The organism is Chryseobacterium mucoviscidosis (assembly GCF_002177115.1).
GTDB lineage: Bacteria > Bacteroidota > Bacteroidia > Flavobacteriales > Weeksellaceae > Chryseobacterium > Chryseobacterium mucoviscidosis.
Genome location: NZ_MVAG01000088.1, coordinates 31359 through 52357 on the forward strand (window position 1 = coordinate 31359; position 20999 = coordinate 52357).

The 20999-nt window shown below is 36.1% G+C and carries 19 protein-coding genes; 9 read left to right on the top strand and 10 right to left on the bottom strand.

What is annotated here, in order from left to right; translation table 11 throughout:
- Positions 1-444: 444 nt before the first annotated feature.
- Positions 445-2868 carry a DUF5916 domain-containing protein gene (locus tag B0E34_RS05355; protein ID WP_087707620.1) on the bottom strand — a complete coding sequence of 808 codons (2424 nt, stop codon included), beginning with the start codon at positions 2866-2868 and terminating at the stop codon, positions 445-447.
- Positions 2869-2984: 116 nt separating this feature from the next.
- Positions 2985-3755 carry a DUF3108 domain-containing protein gene (locus tag B0E34_RS05360; protein ID WP_076395720.1) on the bottom strand — a complete coding sequence of 257 codons (771 nt, stop codon included), beginning with the start codon at positions 3753-3755 and terminating at the stop codon, positions 2985-2987.
- Positions 3756-3911: 156 nt separating this feature from the next.
- Here B0E34_RS05360 and B0E34_RS05365 point away from each other — a divergent pair, with 156 nt between their 5' ends.
- Positions 3912-4967 carry an NAD(P)/FAD-dependent oxidoreductase gene (locus B0E34_RS05365; protein WP_087707623.1) on the top strand — a complete coding sequence of 352 codons (1056 nt, stop codon included), beginning with the start codon at positions 3912-3914 and terminating at the stop codon, positions 4965-4967.
- A gap of 63 nt (positions 4968-5030) precedes the next feature.
- A complete protein-coding gene (locus B0E34_RS05370; RefSeq protein WP_087707626.1) occupies positions 5031-5360 on the top strand; it encodes a 2Fe-2S iron-sulfur cluster-binding family protein in 330 nt (109 codons plus the stop codon).
- A gap of 90 nt (positions 5361-5450) precedes the next feature.
- Here B0E34_RS05370 and B0E34_RS05375 read toward each other — a convergent pair whose 3' ends face one another.
- From B0E34_RS05375 to B0E34_RS05395, 5 genes are all read right to left on the bottom strand, one after another.
- Positions 5451-6335 (bottom strand): restriction endonuclease, encoded by an 885-nt coding sequence (locus B0E34_RS05375; RefSeq protein WP_087707629.1) that lies wholly within the window; start codon positions 6333-6335, stop codon positions 5451-5453.
- Between the two features lie 74 nt (positions 6336-6409).
- On the bottom strand, positions 6410-7855 hold the full coding sequence (locus tag B0E34_RS05380) for an aminoacyl-histidine dipeptidase (RefSeq protein ID WP_087707750.1): 1446 nt from the start codon (positions 7853-7855) through the stop codon (positions 6410-6412).
- Positions 7856-7939: 84 nt separating this feature from the next.
- Positions 7940-8431, bottom strand: a complete 492-nt coding sequence (locus B0E34_RS05385) for a hypothetical protein (RefSeq protein WP_087707632.1) — start codon at positions 8429-8431, stop codon at positions 7940-7942.
- Positions 8432-8537: 106 nt separating this feature from the next.
- Positions 8538-8984, bottom strand: coding sequence for a hypothetical protein (locus B0E34_RS05390; RefSeq protein WP_087707635.1), 447 nt, complete (start codon positions 8982-8984; stop codon positions 8538-8540).
- Between the two features lie 27 nt (positions 8985-9011).
- The gene (locus B0E34_RS05395) at positions 9012-9617 is read right to left on the bottom strand and encodes an LURP-one-related family protein (RefSeq protein WP_076395739.1); all 606 of its coding nucleotides are present in this window, start codon (positions 9615-9617) and stop codon (positions 9012-9014) included.
- Positions 9618-9795: 178 nt separating this feature from the next.
- Here B0E34_RS05395 and recR point away from each other — a divergent pair, with 178 nt between their 5' ends.
- The 5 genes from recR to B0E34_RS05420 are packed head-to-tail and all read left to right on the top strand — an operon-like array spanning position 9796 to position 14571.
- Positions 9796-10410 (top strand): recombination mediator RecR, encoded by a 615-nt coding sequence (recR, locus tag B0E34_RS05400; protein WP_076395741.1) that lies wholly within the window; start codon positions 9796-9798, stop codon positions 10408-10410.
- A gap of 19 nt (positions 10411-10429) precedes the next feature.
- On the top strand, positions 10430-11584 hold the full coding sequence (locus B0E34_RS05405; RefSeq protein WP_123956553.1) for a hypothetical protein: 1155 nt from the start codon (positions 10430-10432) through the stop codon (positions 11582-11584).
- Positions 11585-12394: a glycosyltransferase family 2 protein gene (locus B0E34_RS05410; RefSeq protein ID WP_076395745.1), complete on the top strand. Its 810-nt coding sequence runs from the start codon at positions 11585-11587 to the stop codon at positions 12392-12394.
- 18 nt (positions 12395-12412) lie between these two features.
- Positions 12413-13543: an NAD-dependent epimerase/dehydratase family protein gene (locus tag B0E34_RS05415; RefSeq protein WP_076395747.1), complete on the top strand. Its 1131-nt coding sequence runs from the start codon at positions 12413-12415 to the stop codon at positions 13541-13543.
- Positions 13540-14571 carry a WaaS/CpsH family glycosyltransferase gene (locus B0E34_RS05420; protein ID WP_087707641.1) on the top strand — a complete coding sequence of 344 codons (1032 nt, stop codon included), beginning with the start codon at positions 13540-13542 and terminating at the stop codon, positions 14569-14571. The genes B0E34_RS05415 and B0E34_RS05420 overlap by 4 nt, the downstream gene beginning before the upstream one ends.
- 79 nt (positions 14572-14650) lie before the next feature.
- Here B0E34_RS05420 and secG read toward each other — a convergent pair whose 3' ends face one another.
- From secG to B0E34_RS05435, 3 genes are all read right to left on the bottom strand, one after another.
- Positions 14651-15004 (bottom strand): preprotein translocase subunit SecG, encoded by a 354-nt coding sequence (secG, locus tag B0E34_RS05425; protein WP_087707753.1) that lies wholly within the window; start codon positions 15002-15004, stop codon positions 14651-14653.
- A 132-nt stretch (positions 15005-15136) separates the two neighbouring features.
- A complete protein-coding gene (locus B0E34_RS05430; RefSeq protein WP_087707644.1) occupies positions 15137-17182 on the bottom strand; it encodes a M16 family metallopeptidase in 2046 nt (681 codons plus the stop codon).
- 49 nt (positions 17183-17231) lie between these two features.
- Entirely contained in the window at positions 17232-18545 is a 1314-nt protein-coding gene (locus B0E34_RS05435; RefSeq protein ID WP_076395751.1) for a M16 family metallopeptidase, read from the bottom strand.
- Between the two features lie 184 nt (positions 18546-18729).
- Between B0E34_RS05435 and B0E34_RS05440 the strand changes: the two genes are divergently transcribed.
- Complete coding sequence (locus B0E34_RS05440; RefSeq protein WP_087707647.1) at positions 18730-20583, top strand: PAS domain-containing sensor histidine kinase; 1854 nt, start codon at positions 18730-18732, stop codon at positions 20581-20583.
- Positions 20584-20586: 3 nt separating this feature from the next.
- Positions 20587-20949, top strand: coding sequence for a response regulator (locus B0E34_RS05445; RefSeq protein ID WP_087707650.1), 363 nt, complete (start codon positions 20587-20589; stop codon positions 20947-20949).
- The last annotated feature ends 50 nt before the right edge of the window (positions 20950-20999 follow it).

The window sequence follows — 20999 nt, forward strand, 5'->3', positions numbered from 1 at the left end:
ATTGCTTTTTCGCTAAAATATTGAATTGTTTATTGTTGTAGATAAATATCTACAAGCTTAGCGATATATATCTAAAGGATTTATTAGAATTATATACCACAATGTGCCTACATTTGTATCAACAAAAGCAAACAATTATTAACCGATAATTAAAAGTGATTTTTGATTCTGAAAACACAAATGATGAAAAAAAATTATTTCAGAATCAGAGATACTAAGACACAAATGATATTTGTATCGTGATTGCAGAGCAGCAATGCTCTGTAACAGATACTAAAAAAAGGGTAGCAAAGGTTAGAAAGCAGCCTAAAAAAACACACACAATGAAAATCAAGCCTCCGAAATTTCGGAGGCTTGACGTTTTTAATTACTGACCTAAGAAACAAAACGTAATTAAAAACAAGATTCTATTGAAAATATACAACGGTTTTGTTAAATCAACGATTAACCTTTCTTCTTCGTCCAGTTTTTTATCCTGTTATAATCCAGAAAGTACGTTAACTTTAGAGAAATATTATTTACAGTAGGTTCGCTGAAAAGCATATCATAGTTTTTCTTCACATTCAGCCTTGAAAATTCAAGATAATTGGAAGTGGCATTCCTGTATAATAATGTCAACTGGCTTCCCGGAGCAAACCACCACGAAAATCTAAGGTCTACATTCCATGCATTGTAGGTTCCGTTTAAATTTTTATCAAAAGCATTCGTTTCTGCAAGACTTCCGTCCTGATTCAGCGTGTAAAACTGTTTGTACGTAACATCCGAAAAATAGTGTCTGAAAGTTAATGTAAGAGCCATTTTTTCATTAAAAGTATACTTTGAAGTCAGTGCATTTTCGTAAGTATTTCGCTGTCTTCTTCCGATGAAAATATCAGAGCTGTTTTTCCCTGCAAAACCTGTTTCATTATTGCTGAAGCTCGGATTAAAGCTCCAGTTTACATTAAATTTGTCTGAAAAACGGTAACGAAGTCCGAAATTGGTAAGAACCTGATTTCTGCCTTTTTCATCATACGCATAATAATCGAAACTGAAATTAAGCTGTAATTTCTTTCGGCTGTCGCTTTCAAACCAGATCCAGGAATCAAAATATTTAGGAACCTGAAGATGTCTCCCAAAAGTTCTCGGCTCGTAAATATCGTTTTGTGTAAAAGGTGTAAACTCTATTCCTCCTCCGAAAACCCTGAAATTTTTATCGGTAAAACTGTTATTGTTATTAAAAATCAGATTCTGAAAAATGAACGGTTCTAATCTGTGAAAATAATTCAGATTAAAATTCAGATACATATTATTGAATGTTTTTGTAGGCTGCAAAATTCTGTAACCGTACCACGCGTTGTAATTTCCGAAATTGGTTCTTGTAGAAAATCCTACATCGTTGATGTCCCAGTCTTTTGTAGTGACATTTCCGTTGATATTAAAACGGTTTTTGCCTGAAATTTTTGCAAAACCAAGCTCACCTTTAGTCCCGAATTTGGTTTCACCATCCATCACCCAGCTTCCTTTTAAACTTCCGAAAGTATTGTAAGTGTTTTTTTTGTTGTTGATGTCCCAGAGAATTCCCGTTGCATTCGCATCGCGGAAATCTCCATCTCTCGTAACATTGGTGTTTACCAAAGAAACAGAAGAATTTCCGTTGAATCGCTGATCAAAAACCAGAACATTGTAATTCGTCCACGGTTCTACAACCTCTCTTCTCACTTCTCCGGTTTCGTGGTTTAAAATTGTAGCTTCCATTTTTTGCGTTATCCCATTAAAAAAACCTATTCCCAATCCTTTTTTTGTTCTTCCCGAAATTTTAAAAGCATTGAATAATTTTACCTTTGAAGGATATTCCGTTACCTCTTCATTGTCATTGGTTGCAGGATATCTCGAAGGCTGTCCGCCGACTCTTCTTGAATAAAACATTCCACCTTTACTGAATAATTCGGTTCCTTCGGTGAAGAATGTTCTCTGCTCGGAAAACTGCTGTTCAAACGGGGTTAAATTTAAAATAGAATTATCAAAATTTGCCTGCCCGAAATCCGGAATCAGAGTCATATCGAAGGTAAAAGCATCATTAATACCATATTTTACGTCCATTCCGCCATTCACATTGGCAGTTGTTTTTCCGTCGAAACTGTTCACATATGTTGAAAAATAAGGTGTAAAAGACAATCGTGTCGGAGGATTGATATTTTCAATTCCGTTTAAAACACCATCAAATAATGTATAAGAGTTTTTTGCATTATCCACAAAATTCCAGTCATAAGTAGTTTTTGTACGCTGAATCCTGCGGAACATATTCATTCCCCATTCCTGGACGTTACTTTTTGGAAATCTCAGTTCAGAATAAGGGATTTTCATTTCTATCGCCCATCCTTTTTCGTTGATTTTTGCCCCGCTGTACCAGATAGAATTCCATGTATCATCTTCTCCGTCCGTTGTAATTTTTGCATCAAACTGAACGCCGGCTGCGGTTACCATAAATTCCAGACTCTGCTGTTTGTCGTTGTACCCGTTTAAAGTAACTCCGAAGAAATCATCATTTCCTACGCCGTCTCTTTCTGTGAGTTCTTTGGCAATTTTATGAGGAGTAGGATCGTACATCTGGGCTCCGAAATAAATTCCTGTATCATCATATAAAATTCTGACTTCCGTTCTGATAGAATCTGCCTGAAGTTTTCCGTTGTTGGGCTGTCTTTCTATAAAACCGGTAGCAACAGGAGCATTCCGCCATTCTGCATCATCCAGAATTCCGTCTATTTTGGGAGATGATGAGGTTTTTGTGATGACGATGTTTTTTCTGACAATCTGCGCATCTTCCTTTTTCTGAGAATAGGTAAGTAGGTAAGATAAAGTAAGGCAAATTGCCAGGATCTGAGTTTTCATAGTTCAGTTCTTAATGTTTTAAAGAAGACAACCGAAATCTGAAATCTATTACATAAGAAACAAAAAAATGTCTGCAAAATTTGCAGACATCTTATTTCTAATGATTTACAAAGAATTTATTTTGTAAACTTTAAAGGATATTTTACATTTTTATATCCGTCGATACTTGCTTTTAATGATCCGACTGCCAATTCAGCTTTCAATAAAATAGGAATATGGTTGGCGTCGTTAGAAACCCACATCGTTACTCCTTCTTTCTCTTTAAAAACCCTTCCGCTCTTCACAGACGGAATAATTTTTAAACAGTTAATTGTCCCGAATTTGGTATCCAGATTTTCAGTTCCCACCACTTTTAGCTGAAAAGGAAACATTTCATCATCAATCCATACATTCATGTTGATTACTGTTCCTGTTCTCAGTTCAGCAGCAGTTTTACTTCTTAAATAATAGAAGCAGGAAAGCATATCCTGAACTCCTTTTACAGATTTTATTACTTTTGATCCGTTTGCCGGCGTTTTCTTGTCCGTTAAAACCAATGTGTTGTTGTCGTGGTTGAATGTCGTTTCCAGATGCTGTCTGTAGCTTCCTTCCCTCACGTTTCTTACATAAAAGCTCGGAAGTTCAGTCTGCATATTGATGTAGCTTTCATAAAAATCTTCTACCTTAAAGAATGCTCTTACTGCTCCCGTTGTCTGTCCCGTTCCTCTTACATGAAGATGCGGAGCTCCTTTGAACGTAGTTTTCTGTGCCGTAAGATTAGCGGTACCCGCATTCAGAAATCCGTAATGGATTCTCAGCGTAATAGACTCTCCGTCTGCAATATTATCAATCTGTCCAAATCCCAGAATGAATATAAATATCGAAATAATACTTAAAAATTTCTTCATAATTTAAATTTTACAAAAACATTGCCAAATTCAATAACTTTAAAATATGAAATATATTTGACAAATCTCAGTTTTTTATTTAGACTGAATTAAATATGCTTCGCATTAAAATTAGTAAATTTGCGCTCACAAGTATAATTAAATTATCTTATAATTATGATAACGACGGATATATTGATCATAGGAGCCGGTCCTACAGGACTTTTTGCTGTATTTGAAGCAGGTTTATTAAAAATGAAGTGCCATATTATTGATGCACTTCCTCAACCGGGAGGACAGTTGGCTGAGCTTTATCCTAAAAAGCCTATTTTCGATATTCCGGGATATCCTTCTGTAAATGCGGGAGAGCTTGTGGATAATTTGATGGAGCAGATCAAGCAGTTTCAGCCGGGATTCACTTTGGGAGAGACCGCAGTTTCTTACACAAAAGTGGATGACGAATGGTTTGAAGTCATTACGAACAAAGGAACTGTTCACAGAGCGAAAGCTATTGCTATCGCAGGAGGTTTAGGAACTTTCGAGCCAAGAAAACCTACCATTGAAAATGTAGCCGATTACGAAGAAAAAGGTCTTGAATATTTTGTAAAAGAGCCTGAACATTTCAGAAACAAAAAAGTAGTGATTGCCGGAGGAGGAGATTCTGCACTGGACTGGAGTATTTTCTTATCTAATGTAGCGAGTGAAGTTACGTTGATCCACAGAAGAAACGAATTCCGTGGTGCTTTGGATTCTGTAGAAAAAGTTCAGGATCTTAAAAATCAGGGTAAAATTAAATTAATTACTCCTGCAGAAGTTACAGCGATTAAAGGTGACGGAAAAGTAGAAGCGATTACGGTTGCTATTGACGGACAGGATCCTTACGATATTGAAACAGATTATTTTATTCCGTTATTCGGTTTAACACCAAAATTGGGAGAAATCGGAAACTGGGGACTGAATATCGAGAAAAATGCAATCGTTGTAAACAATGCTTTGGATTATCAGACGAACATCGACGGAATTTACGCGATCGGGGATATCAATACTTATCCGGGAAAATTAAAGCTGATTCTTTGCGGATTCCATGAAGCTACTTTAATGTGTCAGAGTGTTTACAACAGACTGAATCCGGGTAAAAAATTCGTTCTGAAATATACAACGGTAAGCGGCGTAGACGGATTCGACGGAAGCAGAAAAGAAGCAGAAAAAGCTGTTGTTAAAAAAATTGACTAATTTTGTTGTCTGTTGTTGAATATCAATTACCATCAACAATCAACTATTAACGATCAACAAAAGATGAGCGATATTAATATAAAAATTACCGATAGGGAAGGAGTTACACACGATGTCGTTGCGCCAACGGATATGTCTATGAATCTGATGGAAATCATCCGTTCTTATGAATTGGCGGAAGAAGGAACCATCGGAGTTTGCGGAGGAATGGCGATGTGTGCTTCGTGTCAGGTTTACGTGACAAACGATCCGGGACTTGATGAAATGGGCGCAGAAGAAGATGCCATGTTGGGTGAAGCATTCCATGTACAGGAAAACAGCAGACTGGGCTGTCAACTGCATATCGTTCCAGAAATGGAAGGTCTGGAAGTAGAGATTGCTCCTTATCCTTAGAAAGATTTTAACTTACCATAAAATAAAAGCCTCCCGAAGATTTTCTTCAGGAGGTTTTTTAATAAGTTTTGATATTAGAAATAAAGAGATTTATTTTTTCATATAAATCTCGAAAAAATTATAATCAACTTCATAAATTACTTTAGGTTTTAACCCTAGTTCAACTTTCTCGAATAATTCAACTAATTTTTTTCCATCAATTAATTCTATCGGAGGCGCGCCATCTCGTGATGCTTCTCTTTTCGCATCTTCAGAAAATGTTCCAGTTGTAAGAATTATACCTTTATCAGCTCTTCCAATCATGGCATTTCTAAAATCTCCGATTTGGGATCTTGAGACTGTCCCTTTGTATCTTTTGCATTGAAATAAAACTTTCATACTTACAAATGGATTAAGTTCTAACGTTCCATAGCCATCGATTCCACCATCATGAGAGGCTTGCGTCACATTTACATTTTCAAAGCCATGCTCACGAAGCAATCTTTTACAAATATGTTCAAATCCATTTGGGGTTACAGACTGTAATACTTCCAATAATGTAGGAGTAATTTCATGTTCTAATTCTTCAGGTTCTTCCTCTTCTTGGAATTCAACAATTTTGGCTTTCGGTGTTTTTTCTTTTTTAGCTTTCTGATGAATTTCAACCCATTTTAAGAATATTTTTCTTGAATCGTCTAATGTTAAAAAAGTATTTTGACCTTTAGATGATAAAGTCCAAACACCTTTTTTAGAGTTGTCTAGTAAACCTTCCCATACAAGATATTGTCTTGCCCATGCTACTTGATTATCAAATCTTAGAATCCCAGATTTCATGACTTCTTCACGTTGAGAATCCGGAACTTTTTCTTTTTTAGCAATTTCTTCCACAACTTCTTTAGGTCGTCCAGAACCACCTAATTCTCTTAAAGCATTTAAAAGTGGACCAAACCAATTTGTAAATGCAGCCTGCTTAGTTTTCTTTTTTGCTTCACTCATGTTACATAGCTTCTTATAATTGAATATCCAAAATCAAAACGACTTTGGATATTCAATATAGCAATTTTACAATTTTATTTCTGAGGAATGTTGGCTAAAATATCTTTCAGGAAACTCCAGAATTTCTGGGCTGAAGGAATATTTGCCTTCTCATCCGGAGAGTGCGCTCCGCGAATGGTGGGTCCGAAACTTACCATTTCCATTTCAGGATAATTGGCTCCGATGATTCCGCATTCCAGACCTGCGTGACAGGCTACAACGTGAGGTTTTTCAGTGAATTTCTCAACATAGATTTTTTCCATCAATTGAACGATTTCAGAACCCGGTTTAGGTTTCCATCCCGGATAAGAACCACTGAAAACGGTATTCATTCCGGCAAGTTCAGCAACTGATTTCAACTGTTCAGCCACCGAATCTTTAGATGATTCTACTGATGATCTTGAAAGGTTTAAAATTTTTAATGCACCGTCTTTTAATTCAACTCTTGCGACGTTGTTGGAAGATTCTACCAGATCTTTTACATCCGGACTCATTCTATACACTCCGTTATGAAGAGATTTCAATGTTAAGATGATCTTTTTTGAATCTGCTTCTGAAATCGCTTTCTCTGAAGTTGTCGTGTTTTCGATATTGATCTGAAGACCGGCTTCAATGCTTGCAAACTCGTCTAAAATTTCTTTTTTAAGTCCGTTCGTCACTTCTTCGATAAATTCCTGAGCATTTCTTACGGAAGCAACAGCAACGGCTTCTCTCGGGATAGCATTTCTCAATCCGCCTCCGTCAATAGAAATCAACTGAATGTTTTCTTTTTCCAAAGCTTTATAAAGCAACCTCCCCAAAATAACATTTGCATTTCCAAAACCTTTGTGAATATCCATTCCGGAATGCCCTCCTTGTAAACCTTTTACTTCAAATCTCACGATTTGTCCGTTTGCCGCTTCAGTTTCGTAGTTTTGAGAAACGGTAACATCAATTCCTCCGGCGCAGCCGATATCAATTTCATCGTCTTCTTCGGTATCAAGATTCAGAAGGATATCTCCCGTTAACTGTCCCGGTTTCAGACCTAAAGCTCCCGTCATTCCTGTTTCTTCATCAATGGTGAAAAGTGCCTCCAAAGCAGGGTGCGGAATATCTGAACTTTCCAGAATAGACATGATTGTCGCTACTCCTAAACCATTGTCGGCTCCCAAAGTGGTTCCTTTTGCTTTTACCCAGTCTCCATCGATTTCCATTTTGATTCCTTCTGTTTCAAAATCAAAATTTACATCATTGTTTTTTTGGCAAACCATATCCAGATGCGATTGCAAAACCACAGATTTGCGGTTTTCCATTCCTGCAGTTGCCGGTTTTTTGATGATTACATTTCCTACTTCATCAACAGTAGTTTCCAATCCTAAGTTTTCACCAAATTCTCTGATGAACGCAATTACTTTTTCTTCTTTTTTTGAGGGTCTCGGAACCGAATTTAATTTGGAGAAATTTTTCCAGATAATCTGCGGTTCTATATTAGATAGCTCCATGAAATTTATTTTTATCAAAATTACGAAATAAAAAATGCTTCCGATCATTCAGAAGCATTCTTTTTTATTGTTTTAAATGTATTTTCAGCATCCGCATTCTCCGTAAATAGGTAGGGTAACAACCGTTCCGTCCGGTTTTTCAATCGTAAGCGTACCTTCAAAAAGTAAAGCTTCTTCTCCTTTTATTTTTTTACCTTTTACCGAGATTTTATAATCGTCGCTTTCAATTTCTTTGCTCAGTTCTTCGTCTACTTCCATATCGCTTGAAGAGATCAGATTCATGGCAAGTCTTTTTCCGTCCAGCTTCATGTAGGCTGTTTTTCCGGCATCATCTGCATAAATGTATTTTTCGTTTTCAAAATCCGACTTGCTTTTTGCAAAATAGCATGAGCATTCCTTAATTTCTTTTGGAAAAGGAAATGGATCAACAACAATGCCTGTTTTCTGGGCATCTGTTTTTACAGAATCCTGAACTACCGTTACAGAATCTTTTTTTGCCGAGTCGGAAACTGTTTCTTTATCCTTTTTGCAGGCAACCAAAAGGAAAGCCGAAAAGAAAATGATTACATATTTCATCGTGTATTATTTAATTTAACCTAAAAATTTTCGAAACTTAAAGGTATGAAAAATTTAATTTATTGATTTTTCTGATAAAGTTTGACCGTTTAAAATCATTCATATATCATTCCGAATTCATCAATTTTTTCAGAATGATATTGCTCCAGTCTCCTTCATCCGGTGAAATGATGATGGTTTTAAATCCGAATTTTTTTCCTTCCATTTCAATTCCGGCAGAATCATCAATATGAATATTAATGCCAAATTCCGGAGGAAATTTAGAAATATTTTTTCCTTTCATTTTTACTTTTCTGTCATGCAGTTGCTGATTGATGATAAAATCAACCGGAATACTGTAAGATAGAAACATCAGCTTAATTTTTAAGGTACTCTTGTAAGAAGTCGTATAAATATAAATTGTATGTTTTCTATTTCTTAATGCTTTAAACGATGCAACTGTTCCGGATCGAATCCTTTCGCATCCGATAATTTTAGCCCAAAAAGTCTCTTTTTCTAAAGGAAATCTATGGTTGGAAATAATGGTATCATCTAAATCAAAAGATATTTTCATAGATTGAAAACTGCGGAAATTCTGAGGCTATCCTCTCGCTCTTTCAAGCAGCGTCATCATAAGCAATGAAAGAATGACCAGGCTTTCTTCTTCGTCATCAATATCAACCAGTCTGTCCAGTTGAAATCTTCTTCCGAAGAAAGACGGCATTTTTTTCAGTTTAAAATATGCTTTTCCGTCTATTCCGGCTACGGTGTAGGAAGGATTTAAGAAATATCCGGTAAACATTCCGATCACAGGGATTTCGCTCACCATTCCGTCCAGAAACTTTGTCCATGCGTTGTCTTCTGTGATGGTAAATCTCTCTTTATCGTTACTGTCCAGAACGTTGTAAGTCGATTTCCAGAAAGAACGCATCCCTTTTCTCGCAAGTCTTCCAAAGCTTCTTCCTGTCGCTATTTCAGTTAAAGAATAAGAGGCATTAAAATCAAGCCATCGATCGGCTTTGATTCTGAAAAGTTCTTTAGACTTGCTTTCATCATTAAAAATGATAACGTCTTCTTTCAGTTTGAACATTTTCTGGCGCACATAAGCGACGTAATTTCCGTTTTTGTCTGTAATATTGAAATCACTTGCCAGTGTTGAAATTTTAAATTTAAAATCCAGTGGATAGTTTAAATTGTTAAGAACCATTGAGTTTTATTTTTTTAAGTTAATATTTGGATGATCAAATATAAGGTTTTTAATCTGAGCTTAGAAAACGGAACTGTGGAAATGGAGGATTATTAAAAAGATTTAAAATTTATTTTTAGGCTCTTAACATAAAAACAACAGGTAGTAAACTGTCAACAATTATCATTATTTTTGTTCTATGGATTACCCGAGTAAAGTTTTAGCGAAAGCAGTGGATGAAATTGCCGGATTGCCCGGTATCGGAAGAAAAACGGCTTTGCGTTTGGCGTTACATTTACTGAAACAGCCCAATTCCAGAGCGACGAGCCTTGGAAATTCTCTCATTAACCTCGTAAACGAAATAAAATACTGCAAAGAATGTCATAATTTTTCAGATTTTGAAATTTGTGAGATTTGCAGCAACGAGAAGCGAAATGATGAGGTGATCTGTATTGTGGAAGATGTACGCGATGTAATTGCTATTGAAAATACGGGAAAATACACAGGGAAATATTTAATTCTTGGGGGTAAAATCTCTCCGATGGAAGGAGTAGGACCCAATCAGCTAAACATTCCGAGCATCGAAAAAAAACTGAATGACGGAAAGGTGAAGGAGTTTATTTTTGCGTTAAGCGCAACGATGGAAGGGGATACCACTGCTTATTATATCTATAAAAAATTTAAAAATTTTGAGGTAAACTTTTCCAGCATTGCAAGAGGAATTTCTGTAGGAGATGAGCTGGAATACGCAGATGAAATTTCTCTTGGAAGATCGATTATGAACAGGCTGCCTTATAATGAAGGAAATTCTTAAAATTAAAAGAAAATACTTCATGGAAGCTGCATTTTCAAATATCCCAATATCAGAAAAACTGAAAACCTACAGTTTGGTCTGTATTTATCTTGCTGTAAATTCTCTTTTTATCATTAAATACGGAGAACAGTATAATATTCCAATTTTGGCAGGATATCTTATTATATTTTTCGGATTGGGTTTCTTTTATCTAAAATTTCATTTCAAAGAATTTTTTTATAAAACGGCTTTTTTCCTGGGAATATTTTTCTTCTTTCTGTTTAGCATTTACCTGAATTATAAAGTAGATGGAAATACGCTGAATGTTGATCGCTGGTCGGCAATGGAAATCGGGATAAAGGCTGTTTTCAACGGACAGTATCCTTACAACATTCCGGATCATATGGAAAGGGAATCTTCCAATCTGCCGGTTCTTATTATTTTTGGGATGCCTTTTTACCTGCTTTTCGGAAGTGTAGGCTATCTGCAGTCTTTTTCTTTCCTGCTTTTTGCTTATTTAATTTTTAAAATTTTTTCGGATTACAGGCAGAGACTGGCTGTATTAATATTGCTTTTCCTTTCGCCAAGTTATTTGTGGGAAATTTATGTTAAAAGTGATTTGTTTTCCAATTTTATTATCATTGTAGGATCGGTTTATTTAATTTGGGAAAAATTCATTAAAGAGAAAAAGATAAATTCTGCGGTTGTATCGTTTTTATCCGCTTTAATTTTACTCACGAGGCTTTCCGCGGTTATTCCGCTGACGGTTTTATTGTTTAAAAAGTTTGTTGATTTTTCAATAAAAGAAAAACTGCGTTTTACGGCTGTTTTTTTAGTTACAGTGATTGCGGTCTGTTATATTTTCTTTCAAAACGCACCAGATTTTGATGTTTTTTTGAAGCATAATCCTTTTGCTATTCAGGGAGCAAAACAACCTTTGATATTAAGTATTTCTTATATTGTTGCGGGCTGTATACTTTCATTTAAAGTAAAATCTTTTTATGAAACCCTGCTTTGGTCAGGAGTTTTACTGTTTATCTGTGTTTTTGTTCCGTTTGCGATGTTTTTCGCAGAATATGGCTATGAGAATATGATCGTTAATTCATATTTTGATATCAGTTTTTTCAATATGTCGATGCCGTTTGTAATGACCGCTTTAATTTTGGGCATTTTTAAAAATAATATAAAAGTATAGATGGTTTCCGTAATTATTCCCATGTATAATGCTGCACAATCCATTGTTTCTGCTTTGGATTCTGTGAAAAATCAGACTTTTCCACTGGAGAAATTTGAAATTATCATTGTGAATGACGGTTCCACAGACGAAAGTGCTTCTAAGGTTACAGCTTACATTAAAGATCATTCTCAGCTTAATATAACTTTATTACATCAAAAAAACGGTGGGGTTTCGAGTGCAAGAAATACAGGTTTAAGAATTGCAAAAGGAGACTATATAGCCTTGTTGGATGCCGATGACGAGTGGGATTCCGCGAAAACTGAAAAACAGATCCAGTATTTTGAAAATAGTAATCTGAAAATAGATTTTCTTGCCACGGCGAGAAATAACAATAAAATTCTTTTTCCTTACCGTATAAAAAATGGTCTTGCAGAAATTACCTTTAAAAAGCTTTTGATAAGAAACGAAGCACAGCCTTCTACGGTAATGTTCCGAAGAAAAGTTCTGGAAAATACAGGATATTTTGATGCCGAGCAGCGGTATGCGGAAGATGTAAACTACTGGATGAAGGTTTCCCTGAAAAATAAAATGTACATTCTGAATGAAAGTCTGGTTCTGGTAGGCAAAGGAAAAAGAAGTTTCGGGGTTTCGGGTTTGTCTGCAAATCTTCCCGAAATGGCAAAAGGTTTTAAAAAGAATCTGAAGGAAATGTATGATTTAAAAGAAATAAACTTTATTCAATATACCACATTTAAGCTTTTTTATAAAGCAAAATATTTACTTTTGCTCCTTCGGACTTTTTATTATAATTTAAACAGAACAAAATAAACATTTCACAAGTATCAAATGAAAATACTCATCACAGGGGGAGCCGGATTTATTGGAAGTAAGTTGTCTTTAGAACTTAAGAAGAAGGGGTATGAAGTTACGGTTCTGGATAATCTTTCTTCTCAGATCCACGGAGAAAATCCTGATGAGGATTCGCCTTTGTACAGAAATATTTTAGGGAATGTAAATTTCATTAAAGGAGATGTTGCTCATTTTGAAGACTGGGAAAAAGCGATTGAAGGGCAGGATGTTATTGTACACTTTGCGGCAGAGACCGGTACCGGACAATCCATGTACCAAATCGAGAAATATACGGATGTGAATGTTTCCGGAACGGCAAAAATGCTGGATATCCTCGTAAATAAACCCCATCAGGTAAAAAAAGTGATTATTGCTTCTTCCAGAGCGGTTTATGGAGAAGGAAAATATCTTCATCCCGAATTGGGACTGATTTATCCAAGACCCAGAAACGTGGAAGAGATGCGAAAAGGAAATTTTGAAATTATTTATCCCGACGGGCAGATTCTTCGCGCTTTGCCAACGGACGAAGAGTCTAAAATACATCCGACTTCCATCTACGGAATTACAAAATATACACAGGAACAGATGGTAATGACTGCCTGTTCTTCTATGGGAGTTGCTCCGGTTGCGTTGAGGTTTCAGAACGTTTACGGAGAAGGACAGTCTCTTCTAAATCCTTACACAGGAATTTTATCTATTTTTTCGTCCCAGATTCTTAACGGAAACGATATTAATGTTTTTGAAGACGGAAACGAATCCAGAGATTTCATTCATGTGGATGATGCCGTGGAAGCAACAATTCGTTGTATTGAAAATGATGCAGCGAACGGCGAAGTTTTCAACGTGGGAACTGGGGTTTCTACCGCAGTAACTACGGTAGCGGAAAATTTCAGAAAATTTTACAATGTCGATTTTGAAATTAATGTTTCCGGGCAGTTTCGTTTAGGAGACATCAGACATAATTTTGCAGACATCAGTAAGATTAAATCAAAATTAAATTTTCAGCCGAAAATATCTTTTGAAGAAGGAATGTCTAAGTTTACCCATTGGGTTCTGCAACAGAATATTCAGGATGTAAAGTTCAAAGAATCTCTGGAAGAAATGAAAGTAAAAGGACTTTTAAAATGATTGCTTTAAAGGGTAAAAAAATACTTTTTCTGTCGGTTAGTTTTTTTAAATATGAAAAAGCCATAGCAAAAAGACTTTCTGAACTGGGTGCTGAAGTGGATTTTTATGATGAAAGACCTTCCAATTCCAATTTTTCGAAGGGTATTATCCGTCTTAATAAAAGATTCTACCATCTTAAAATAAACAATTATTATAACCGGATTCTTGAAGAAATTAAAGACAAAGAATACGATTATTTTTTCCTGATAAAAGGAGAGGCCATTCCTGTTTTTTTTCTTGAAAAAATAAAGAATGATAATCCCGGAATGGAAATGATTTACTACAATTTTGATCCATTGACGGAATATCCCAATCTGATTGAAAATCTTAAATATTTCGACAAAAAGTTTACGTTTGAATACAATGATTCGGTAAAATATAACATAAGCTTCAGACCTTTGTTTTATGTGGATGAATATAAAAGTTTACAACAGTATTCTCAGAAACCGGAATATGACATTGTTTTTATCGGAAGCGCTCATACGGATCGTTATATTGTAGGAGAAAAGATCAGAGTAATGGCAGATCGGCTGAATCTGAAATCTTACTTTTATTACTATGCAATGGGAAGAATCGCATTCCGACTGAAAAAGATGATTGATAAAAACCTGAAGCAGTTTGACATTACAAAAGTAAGTTTTGATAAACTGAATCATCATCAGATCATCGATTTTTACAAAAAAACAAAATCTGTCCTGGATATTAATAAACCATTTCAGAATGGCTTAACCATAAGAACCTTTGAGGTATTGGCTTCGGGAAGAAAATTAATTACCACCAATTCGGATATCAAAAATTATCCTTTTTACTGTCCTGAAAATATTTTGGTGATCGATCGGGAAGATATTCAGTTGAAACCTGAATTTTTTGTATCAGATTTTAAAGAAATAGATCAGGAAGTTTTATATAAGATGTCTTTGGATTCCTTTATAGACTGTCTTTTTGGAGAAGATCAGAATGATTACTGGAATTCTTTCAGAAATAATTAAAGTAAAATTCCACCGGTATAAACCACAAAAAAAGCAACTCGATCGAGTTGCTTTTTATATATGTAAAAATAAAATTTACTTACTTTGTTGGCGCAGGAGTCTGAGCCGGAGTAGTTGTTGTAGAAGCAGCAGGAGATGAAGATTGCTTAGCCGGAGCTTCTTTTTTTGCAGGCGCCTGAACCGGAGCTGTTGCCGAAGGCTTCCCTGTAATTACAACGCTTAAAAGAATAAGAACGATAATTGTTCCTCCTAAAGTCCATGTTGCTTTCTCCATAAAGTCGTTGGTTCTTTGTACTCCAAACTGAGCAGAAGATGCTCCTCCGAAAGTACTGGAAAGACCTCCTCCTTTAGGATTTTGAGCCATAACGATGATAACCAATAAAATACTGGCGATCATAATAAGAACCATCAATAGTATAAATATAGAATCCATTAATTTGATATCTTTTTGAATGGGCAAATTTAATCTTTTTTTACCGAATGACAAAGAAAGATATTATAAATGTTAACAAAAATAAAAAACGGCAACAACTGTTGCCGTTTTTTCTGTAAAAACAGAAGGTTTTTATTTAAAATCAGAATCTTTCGCCTGATTCACTTCGTACGATTTTACGTTCATTGTCATATCCATTCCCATTTGGCTTACGGTAATGGTATAAGGCATTTTCACGCCTGCAACATCTTTGTAATCTGAGTATGTTGTAGGAACAGTCATGGTTTGTCCCATCGCTTTTACTGTTTTTGTTTCTCCGGTTTTAAGACCTGTTTTTACGCTGTAATAGTAAGTGTTATCACCATTTTTTACAGCATAAGAATCTTCACCGCCGATTTTTTCAATTCCTGCAAGTTTGTAGTCAGCAGATTTTGCAAAACCAAGCTCTGGGAAAAGTTCAGTATTTTTAAGCTTTTCAGCAATTTGCTCAGGTTTCATTTCCACTTTTTTCCCCATTTGTTCAGAATATCCTGTCTTTCCGTCGAATACCTGTTTCTGAAGAGTCTGTCCCATACCTGTCACAGTAGTAAGTTCTTTTCCTCCTTTCGCTTTCATCATTTTCAGATCGATATTCTGTCCCTGCATAGACATGGAAGCATTTACGGTGTAAGAAGAAACTTTATCGATGTTTGCTTTTCCTCCAATTGCGTTGATGTATTTATCTGCAACAGAAGCAACAGTAACTCCTGCATCCACTTTCTGTGTTGTTGGTTTTGCTACAGGATTGGCTTCTTTATCAAAATATTTTACCGGATATCCTAATTTTTCCAGACCTTCAGAAATATCTGCTGCTTTTCCGGCAATGAAAATTCTGCTCTGGTTAGGAAGAATAGTAGATTTTACAGCATTAGAAACATCGGCAGCCGTTACTTTATCAATAGATTTCAGATAATTGGTATAAAAATCATCAGGAAGATTCTGTACTTTCTGGTTTAAAGCAAATCTTGCAATGGTCGCAGGCTGCTCCAGAGACATGATGAAAGAACCTTTCAGTTTAGCTTTTGCATTTTCAAGTTCTTCAGGCTTAACGGTAGAAATCGCGTTAAGTTCATTCATAAATTCCTTTACTGCCTTATCCGTAACTTCATTTCTTACACTTGCGCTTGCAGAAAACTGCGGAGAATATTTGCTTGCGCTAAGATTGGAGTATGCACCGTAAGTAAAACCGTTTTTCTCACGAAGGTTCATGAAAAGTCTTGCTTCACCGCCACCACCAAGAATGTAATTGGCAATCGTTGCAGGGAAGTAGTTAGGATCTTTCATTTTCAGCGTGTTCAGGTTGTTCAAAGAAACCACAGACTGTACCGCAGAAGGAACATCCACTACGTTAATTTCCGTTTTAGCAACATTAGAAGCCGGTTCTAAAGGAGAAATTGGAGTATTTGCTTTTTTCCATCCACTGAACGCTTTTTCAACCATAGGTTTTACCTGATCGAATTTTACGTCTCCAACAATTACCAGATAAGCATTGTCCGGAGCGTAATATTTTTTGTACGTATTCTGTACATCAGCCAATTGAATTTTGTTGATTGATTCTACTGTTTCAAATTCTCCTCTTGATGTATTTTTACCATACATTAAAGCGTTAGAAACCTTTGAAGCAATAGAAGAAGCATTTTTCTCTTCAGATTTTAAACCTTCAATTGCTCTGTCTTTAGAATTCTGGATCTCTTCAGCAGAAAATTTAGGATTGATGATCGCATCTGCCATCAGGTTAAGAACCTGAGGAAAATATTTTGAAAGTGAATTTGCCGCAGCTCCGTTAGAAGAAAAGTTTAAGTTCGCTCCAAGATAATCCACCTTTTTGTTGAATTCATCCTTGCTCATGTTAGTGGTTCCGTTTTCGAACTGTTCTGCCATGATTTCGCTTACGCCTGCTACACTACCTTCATAATAAGGTGCTCTGTCCATGCTAAGACTTGCGCTTACTCTCGGAAGTTTATTGTTTTCCACCACCATTACCGTAAGTCCGTTGCTTAGCTGGAAAGTTTTTGGCTTTGCAATGTTAATGGCCGGAGTTGGTCCCGGTTTTGGCATGGCATTAAGATCTATCTTTTGTGCTGAAACCATTCCTGCGAAGAAAAATGCTGCAGCTATATATGTTAATTGCTTTTTCATTTGTAAAAATTTAATTTTTAATAATCATTTTAACCTAATTACCGGTAGATTACTTCTTCTCAGGTACGTAATTGATGATTATTCTTTGGTTGGAATTAAGATACTTTTTAGCTGCATTCTGAAGATCCTGTCTTGTGATGCTTCTGTAGATATCAATTTCTTTGTTAATCAGGTTTGTATTGCCCATCAAAACGTGGTTGGTTGCCAGTGAAGCAGCAATCCCCTGAATATTGGAATTAGAATTTACAAACTGGTTTTCAAACTGGTTCTGAAGTTTTTGATAATCTTCCTCAGAAATTAAAGTCGTCTGCAGTTTTTTGATCTCTGCATCGATGTCTGCCTGCAAAGTAGCCTTTGTGGTTTGTCCCATCGGGATCGCAAAGAATGCAAAAATACCGTAGTCTTCAAGACCTTGGTTGAAAGCCTGTACCTGAAGCGCTTTTTTATCCTGATCTACTAATTTTTTGTATAAAACAGAAGATTTTCCGCTGCTTAAATAAGAAGAAAGCATATCTAAAATGTAAGCATCTTTCTCTTTATTACCCGGCGTTCTGTAAGCAAATACATAAGCAGGAAGCTGAATATTCGGATCCGTAGCCGTTACTTCTTTTTCCTGAGTGATAGGAGCGTCTTTCGGGAAATCTTTCGGGTAAACTGTTCCTTTTGGAATTCCTCCGTAGTATTCCTTAATCCATTTTTTAGTCTGTTCAGGCTTAATGTCTCCTGCTACCACCAAAGTAGCGTTGTTCGGAACATAATATTTCTTATAAAATGCCTGAAACTCTTCTAATTTCGCAGCATTAAGATCCTCCATAGAACCGATTGTAGGCCAGTTGTATGGGTGATTAGTGAATAAATTTTTCTGTACTGTTGTGAAAAGATTTCCGTAAGGCTGGTTATCCATTCTCAATCTTTTTTCTTCCTTTACAACCTCTCTTTGAGTATCTACACCAACCTGATTAATCACCGCATGGCGCATTCTCTCAGCCTCCATCCAAAGACCCAACTGCTCGTTGTTTGATGGGAAAGTTTCGTAATAATACGTTCTGTCATTCGTTGTGTTAGCGTTGTTTTGTCCCCCGTTTGAAGAAACTATTTTGAACCAGTCACCTCTTTTGATGTTGGGTGTTCCTTCAAATAAAAGATGCTCGAAGAAGTGTGCAAAACCTGTTCTTCCTTTTACCTCGTCTTTTGCACCTACGTGATACATTACCCCTGTTGTTACAACCGGAGCCGAGTTGTCCTGATGAAGAATTACGTGAAGACCATTTGGTAAGTCATACTCTTCGAATTTAATTTGTTGTGCATTAAGAGCCATTCCGAAGAAAGCCGCTGCAGCAACAGAAAGAAGTCGCTTTTTCATAAAGTAGAAATTGTTTTGTCAATTAGTTCCAAAAATACATTAATTGTTACATTATAATCAAAATAAAATTAGCTTTAAAAGCACTTCTTTGAAATAAAATTTTATTATGTTAAAAAGTGGTATCATATTTTCAGTGAAAGTTTAGAATAAAAATTAATTTTGTAAAACAGAAACCATTATTGTAATGAAAAACTTTTTAGACCAGAATATCTCTCATGAGTCGCTTAAAATATTATTCAGTCAGGCTCCGGTGGCGATGTCTTTGCTTATGGGGGAAGATTTTATCATCAGTAATGCCAATCAGCAGATTCTTGAACTCTGGGGAAAAGATGCATCCGTTATAGGAAAAAAGCTTGAAGAGGTGCTTCCTGAAATAAGACCACAGGGAATTTTTGAAATATTAGACAATGTTTACAGGACAGGAGAAGTTTTTAAAGGCAATAAATGGTCGGTTTTTTTAGAAAAATTCGGAAATTACGAAGAACACTTTTTTAATTTCATTTATGCACCTGTGTATAATGAGGATCACAAAATTACCGGAGTAAGTGTTGTAGCCACAGAAGTTACCGAGCACGTTATTTCCGAGCAGAAACTTTTAGAAAGTGAGTACCGTTTTGAAGACCTCATCAGACAATCAGATTATTCCACCGCTATTTATCATTCAGAAGATTTATACATAGAACTTGCCAACGACAGGATGCTGAAAACCTGGGGAAAAGATGCCTCCGTAATAGGAATGAAGCTTGAAGAAGCACTTCCCGAACTGGAAGGACAGCCATTTATCGGCTTATTAAAAGAAATTTTTAAAACAGGAAAAACCTATTCTGCAACAGAAGACCCTGCAGATCTTGTAGTAGACGGCAAACTTCAGACTTTTTATTACAACTTTTCTTATAAACCGCTTAAAAACTCCAATGGGGAAGTTTATGCGATCCTTAATATGGCAGTAGATGTTACAGATCTTGTAAAAGCCAGAAAAGAAGTACAGGAAAGTGAAAAAAAATACAGAGATCTTGCGGATTCTATGCCTCAGTTTGTCTGGACCTGCGATAAGTATGGCAAAATAACTTACATGAACGACAATTGGTACAAATACATGAAGTTCAAAAAAGAAGAAGATGCCAATGACGCCATTAAAAATATCATAAGACCTGAAGTTTATCCTGATATTTTAAAAATCTGGGAAGAAAGTGTAAAAACAGAAAAACCCTTTGAAGTAGAATATGAATTTTCGGATCCCGATGACCCGGAAGTTTACCGCTGGTTTCTGGGAAGAGCGGTTCCCAATCTTAATCCCGACGGAGAAATACATCAGTGGATCGGAACTTTTACCGATATAGATGATTTTAAACAACTGCAGAACCAAAAAGATAACTTTCTGGGCATAGCCAGTCATGAACTTAAAACTCCGCTTACCAGTTTAAAACTCTACACCCAGTTTATTGAAATGAACCTTAATAAAAAAGGCGATTATAAAAATGCAGAGGTGGCAAAAAGAATGAACGACCAGATTGATAAACTGACGGAGCTTGTGAATGATCTTCTGGATGTAACCAAAATTCAGAAAGGACAGATCCAGCTTAATGAATCTGATTTTGATTTTGATCAGCTTGTGGAAGACGTTATTGTAGAACAGCAGATGACCGCAAGACATAAAATCCTTTTTAATAAAAGTGAGATCGGGAAAGTAACCGCAGACAGGCACCGTATTTCTCAGGTGATGAGCAACCTGATCAGCAATGCCATCAAATATTCTCCTGATGCAGATGAAGTTATTGTTTCTACTCAGATGAAAGATAATATGATAAAATTCAGTGTGAAAGATTTCGGAATTGGAATTCCGGAAGACAAACAACACAAGGTTTTTGAGCAATATTACCGGGTAAGCGGAACAAAAGAACATACCTTTCCGGGTTTAGGATTAGGACTTTACATCTCCTCGGAGATCATCAAAAGGACAGGAGGAAAAATTTATGTTCACTCCGTGGAAGGAAAGGGGTCTGATTTTTGCTTCGAAATACCTAAAATTAAAATATAAAACATGTCTACACAAATTTTAGTCTTGGATGATAGTCCTGCAATTGTTGATTCTATTGAGATGATGATGGAGCTTGAAGGACTTACCGTTGCCAAGTTCTATAAAGGATCGGATATGCTCGATGCACTGAATACACAGCCAAAACCGGATGTTATCCTCATGGATATGTGGCTTTCCGGAGAAGACGGAAGAGATATATGCAGAACCATAAGAGCCGATGAAAAGCTACGCGATATTCCGGTGCTTATTATGTCCGCAAGCCGAGGACTGGAGCAGTCTGCACTCGATGCGGGAGCCAATGATTTTATCGCAAAACCTTTCGATATGGGAGATATGATTTCCCGTGTGAGAACGTATATTAAATAAAAACAGATTTTCTTGAAACATCAAAATCCAAAATTTGAATTCTCCATATA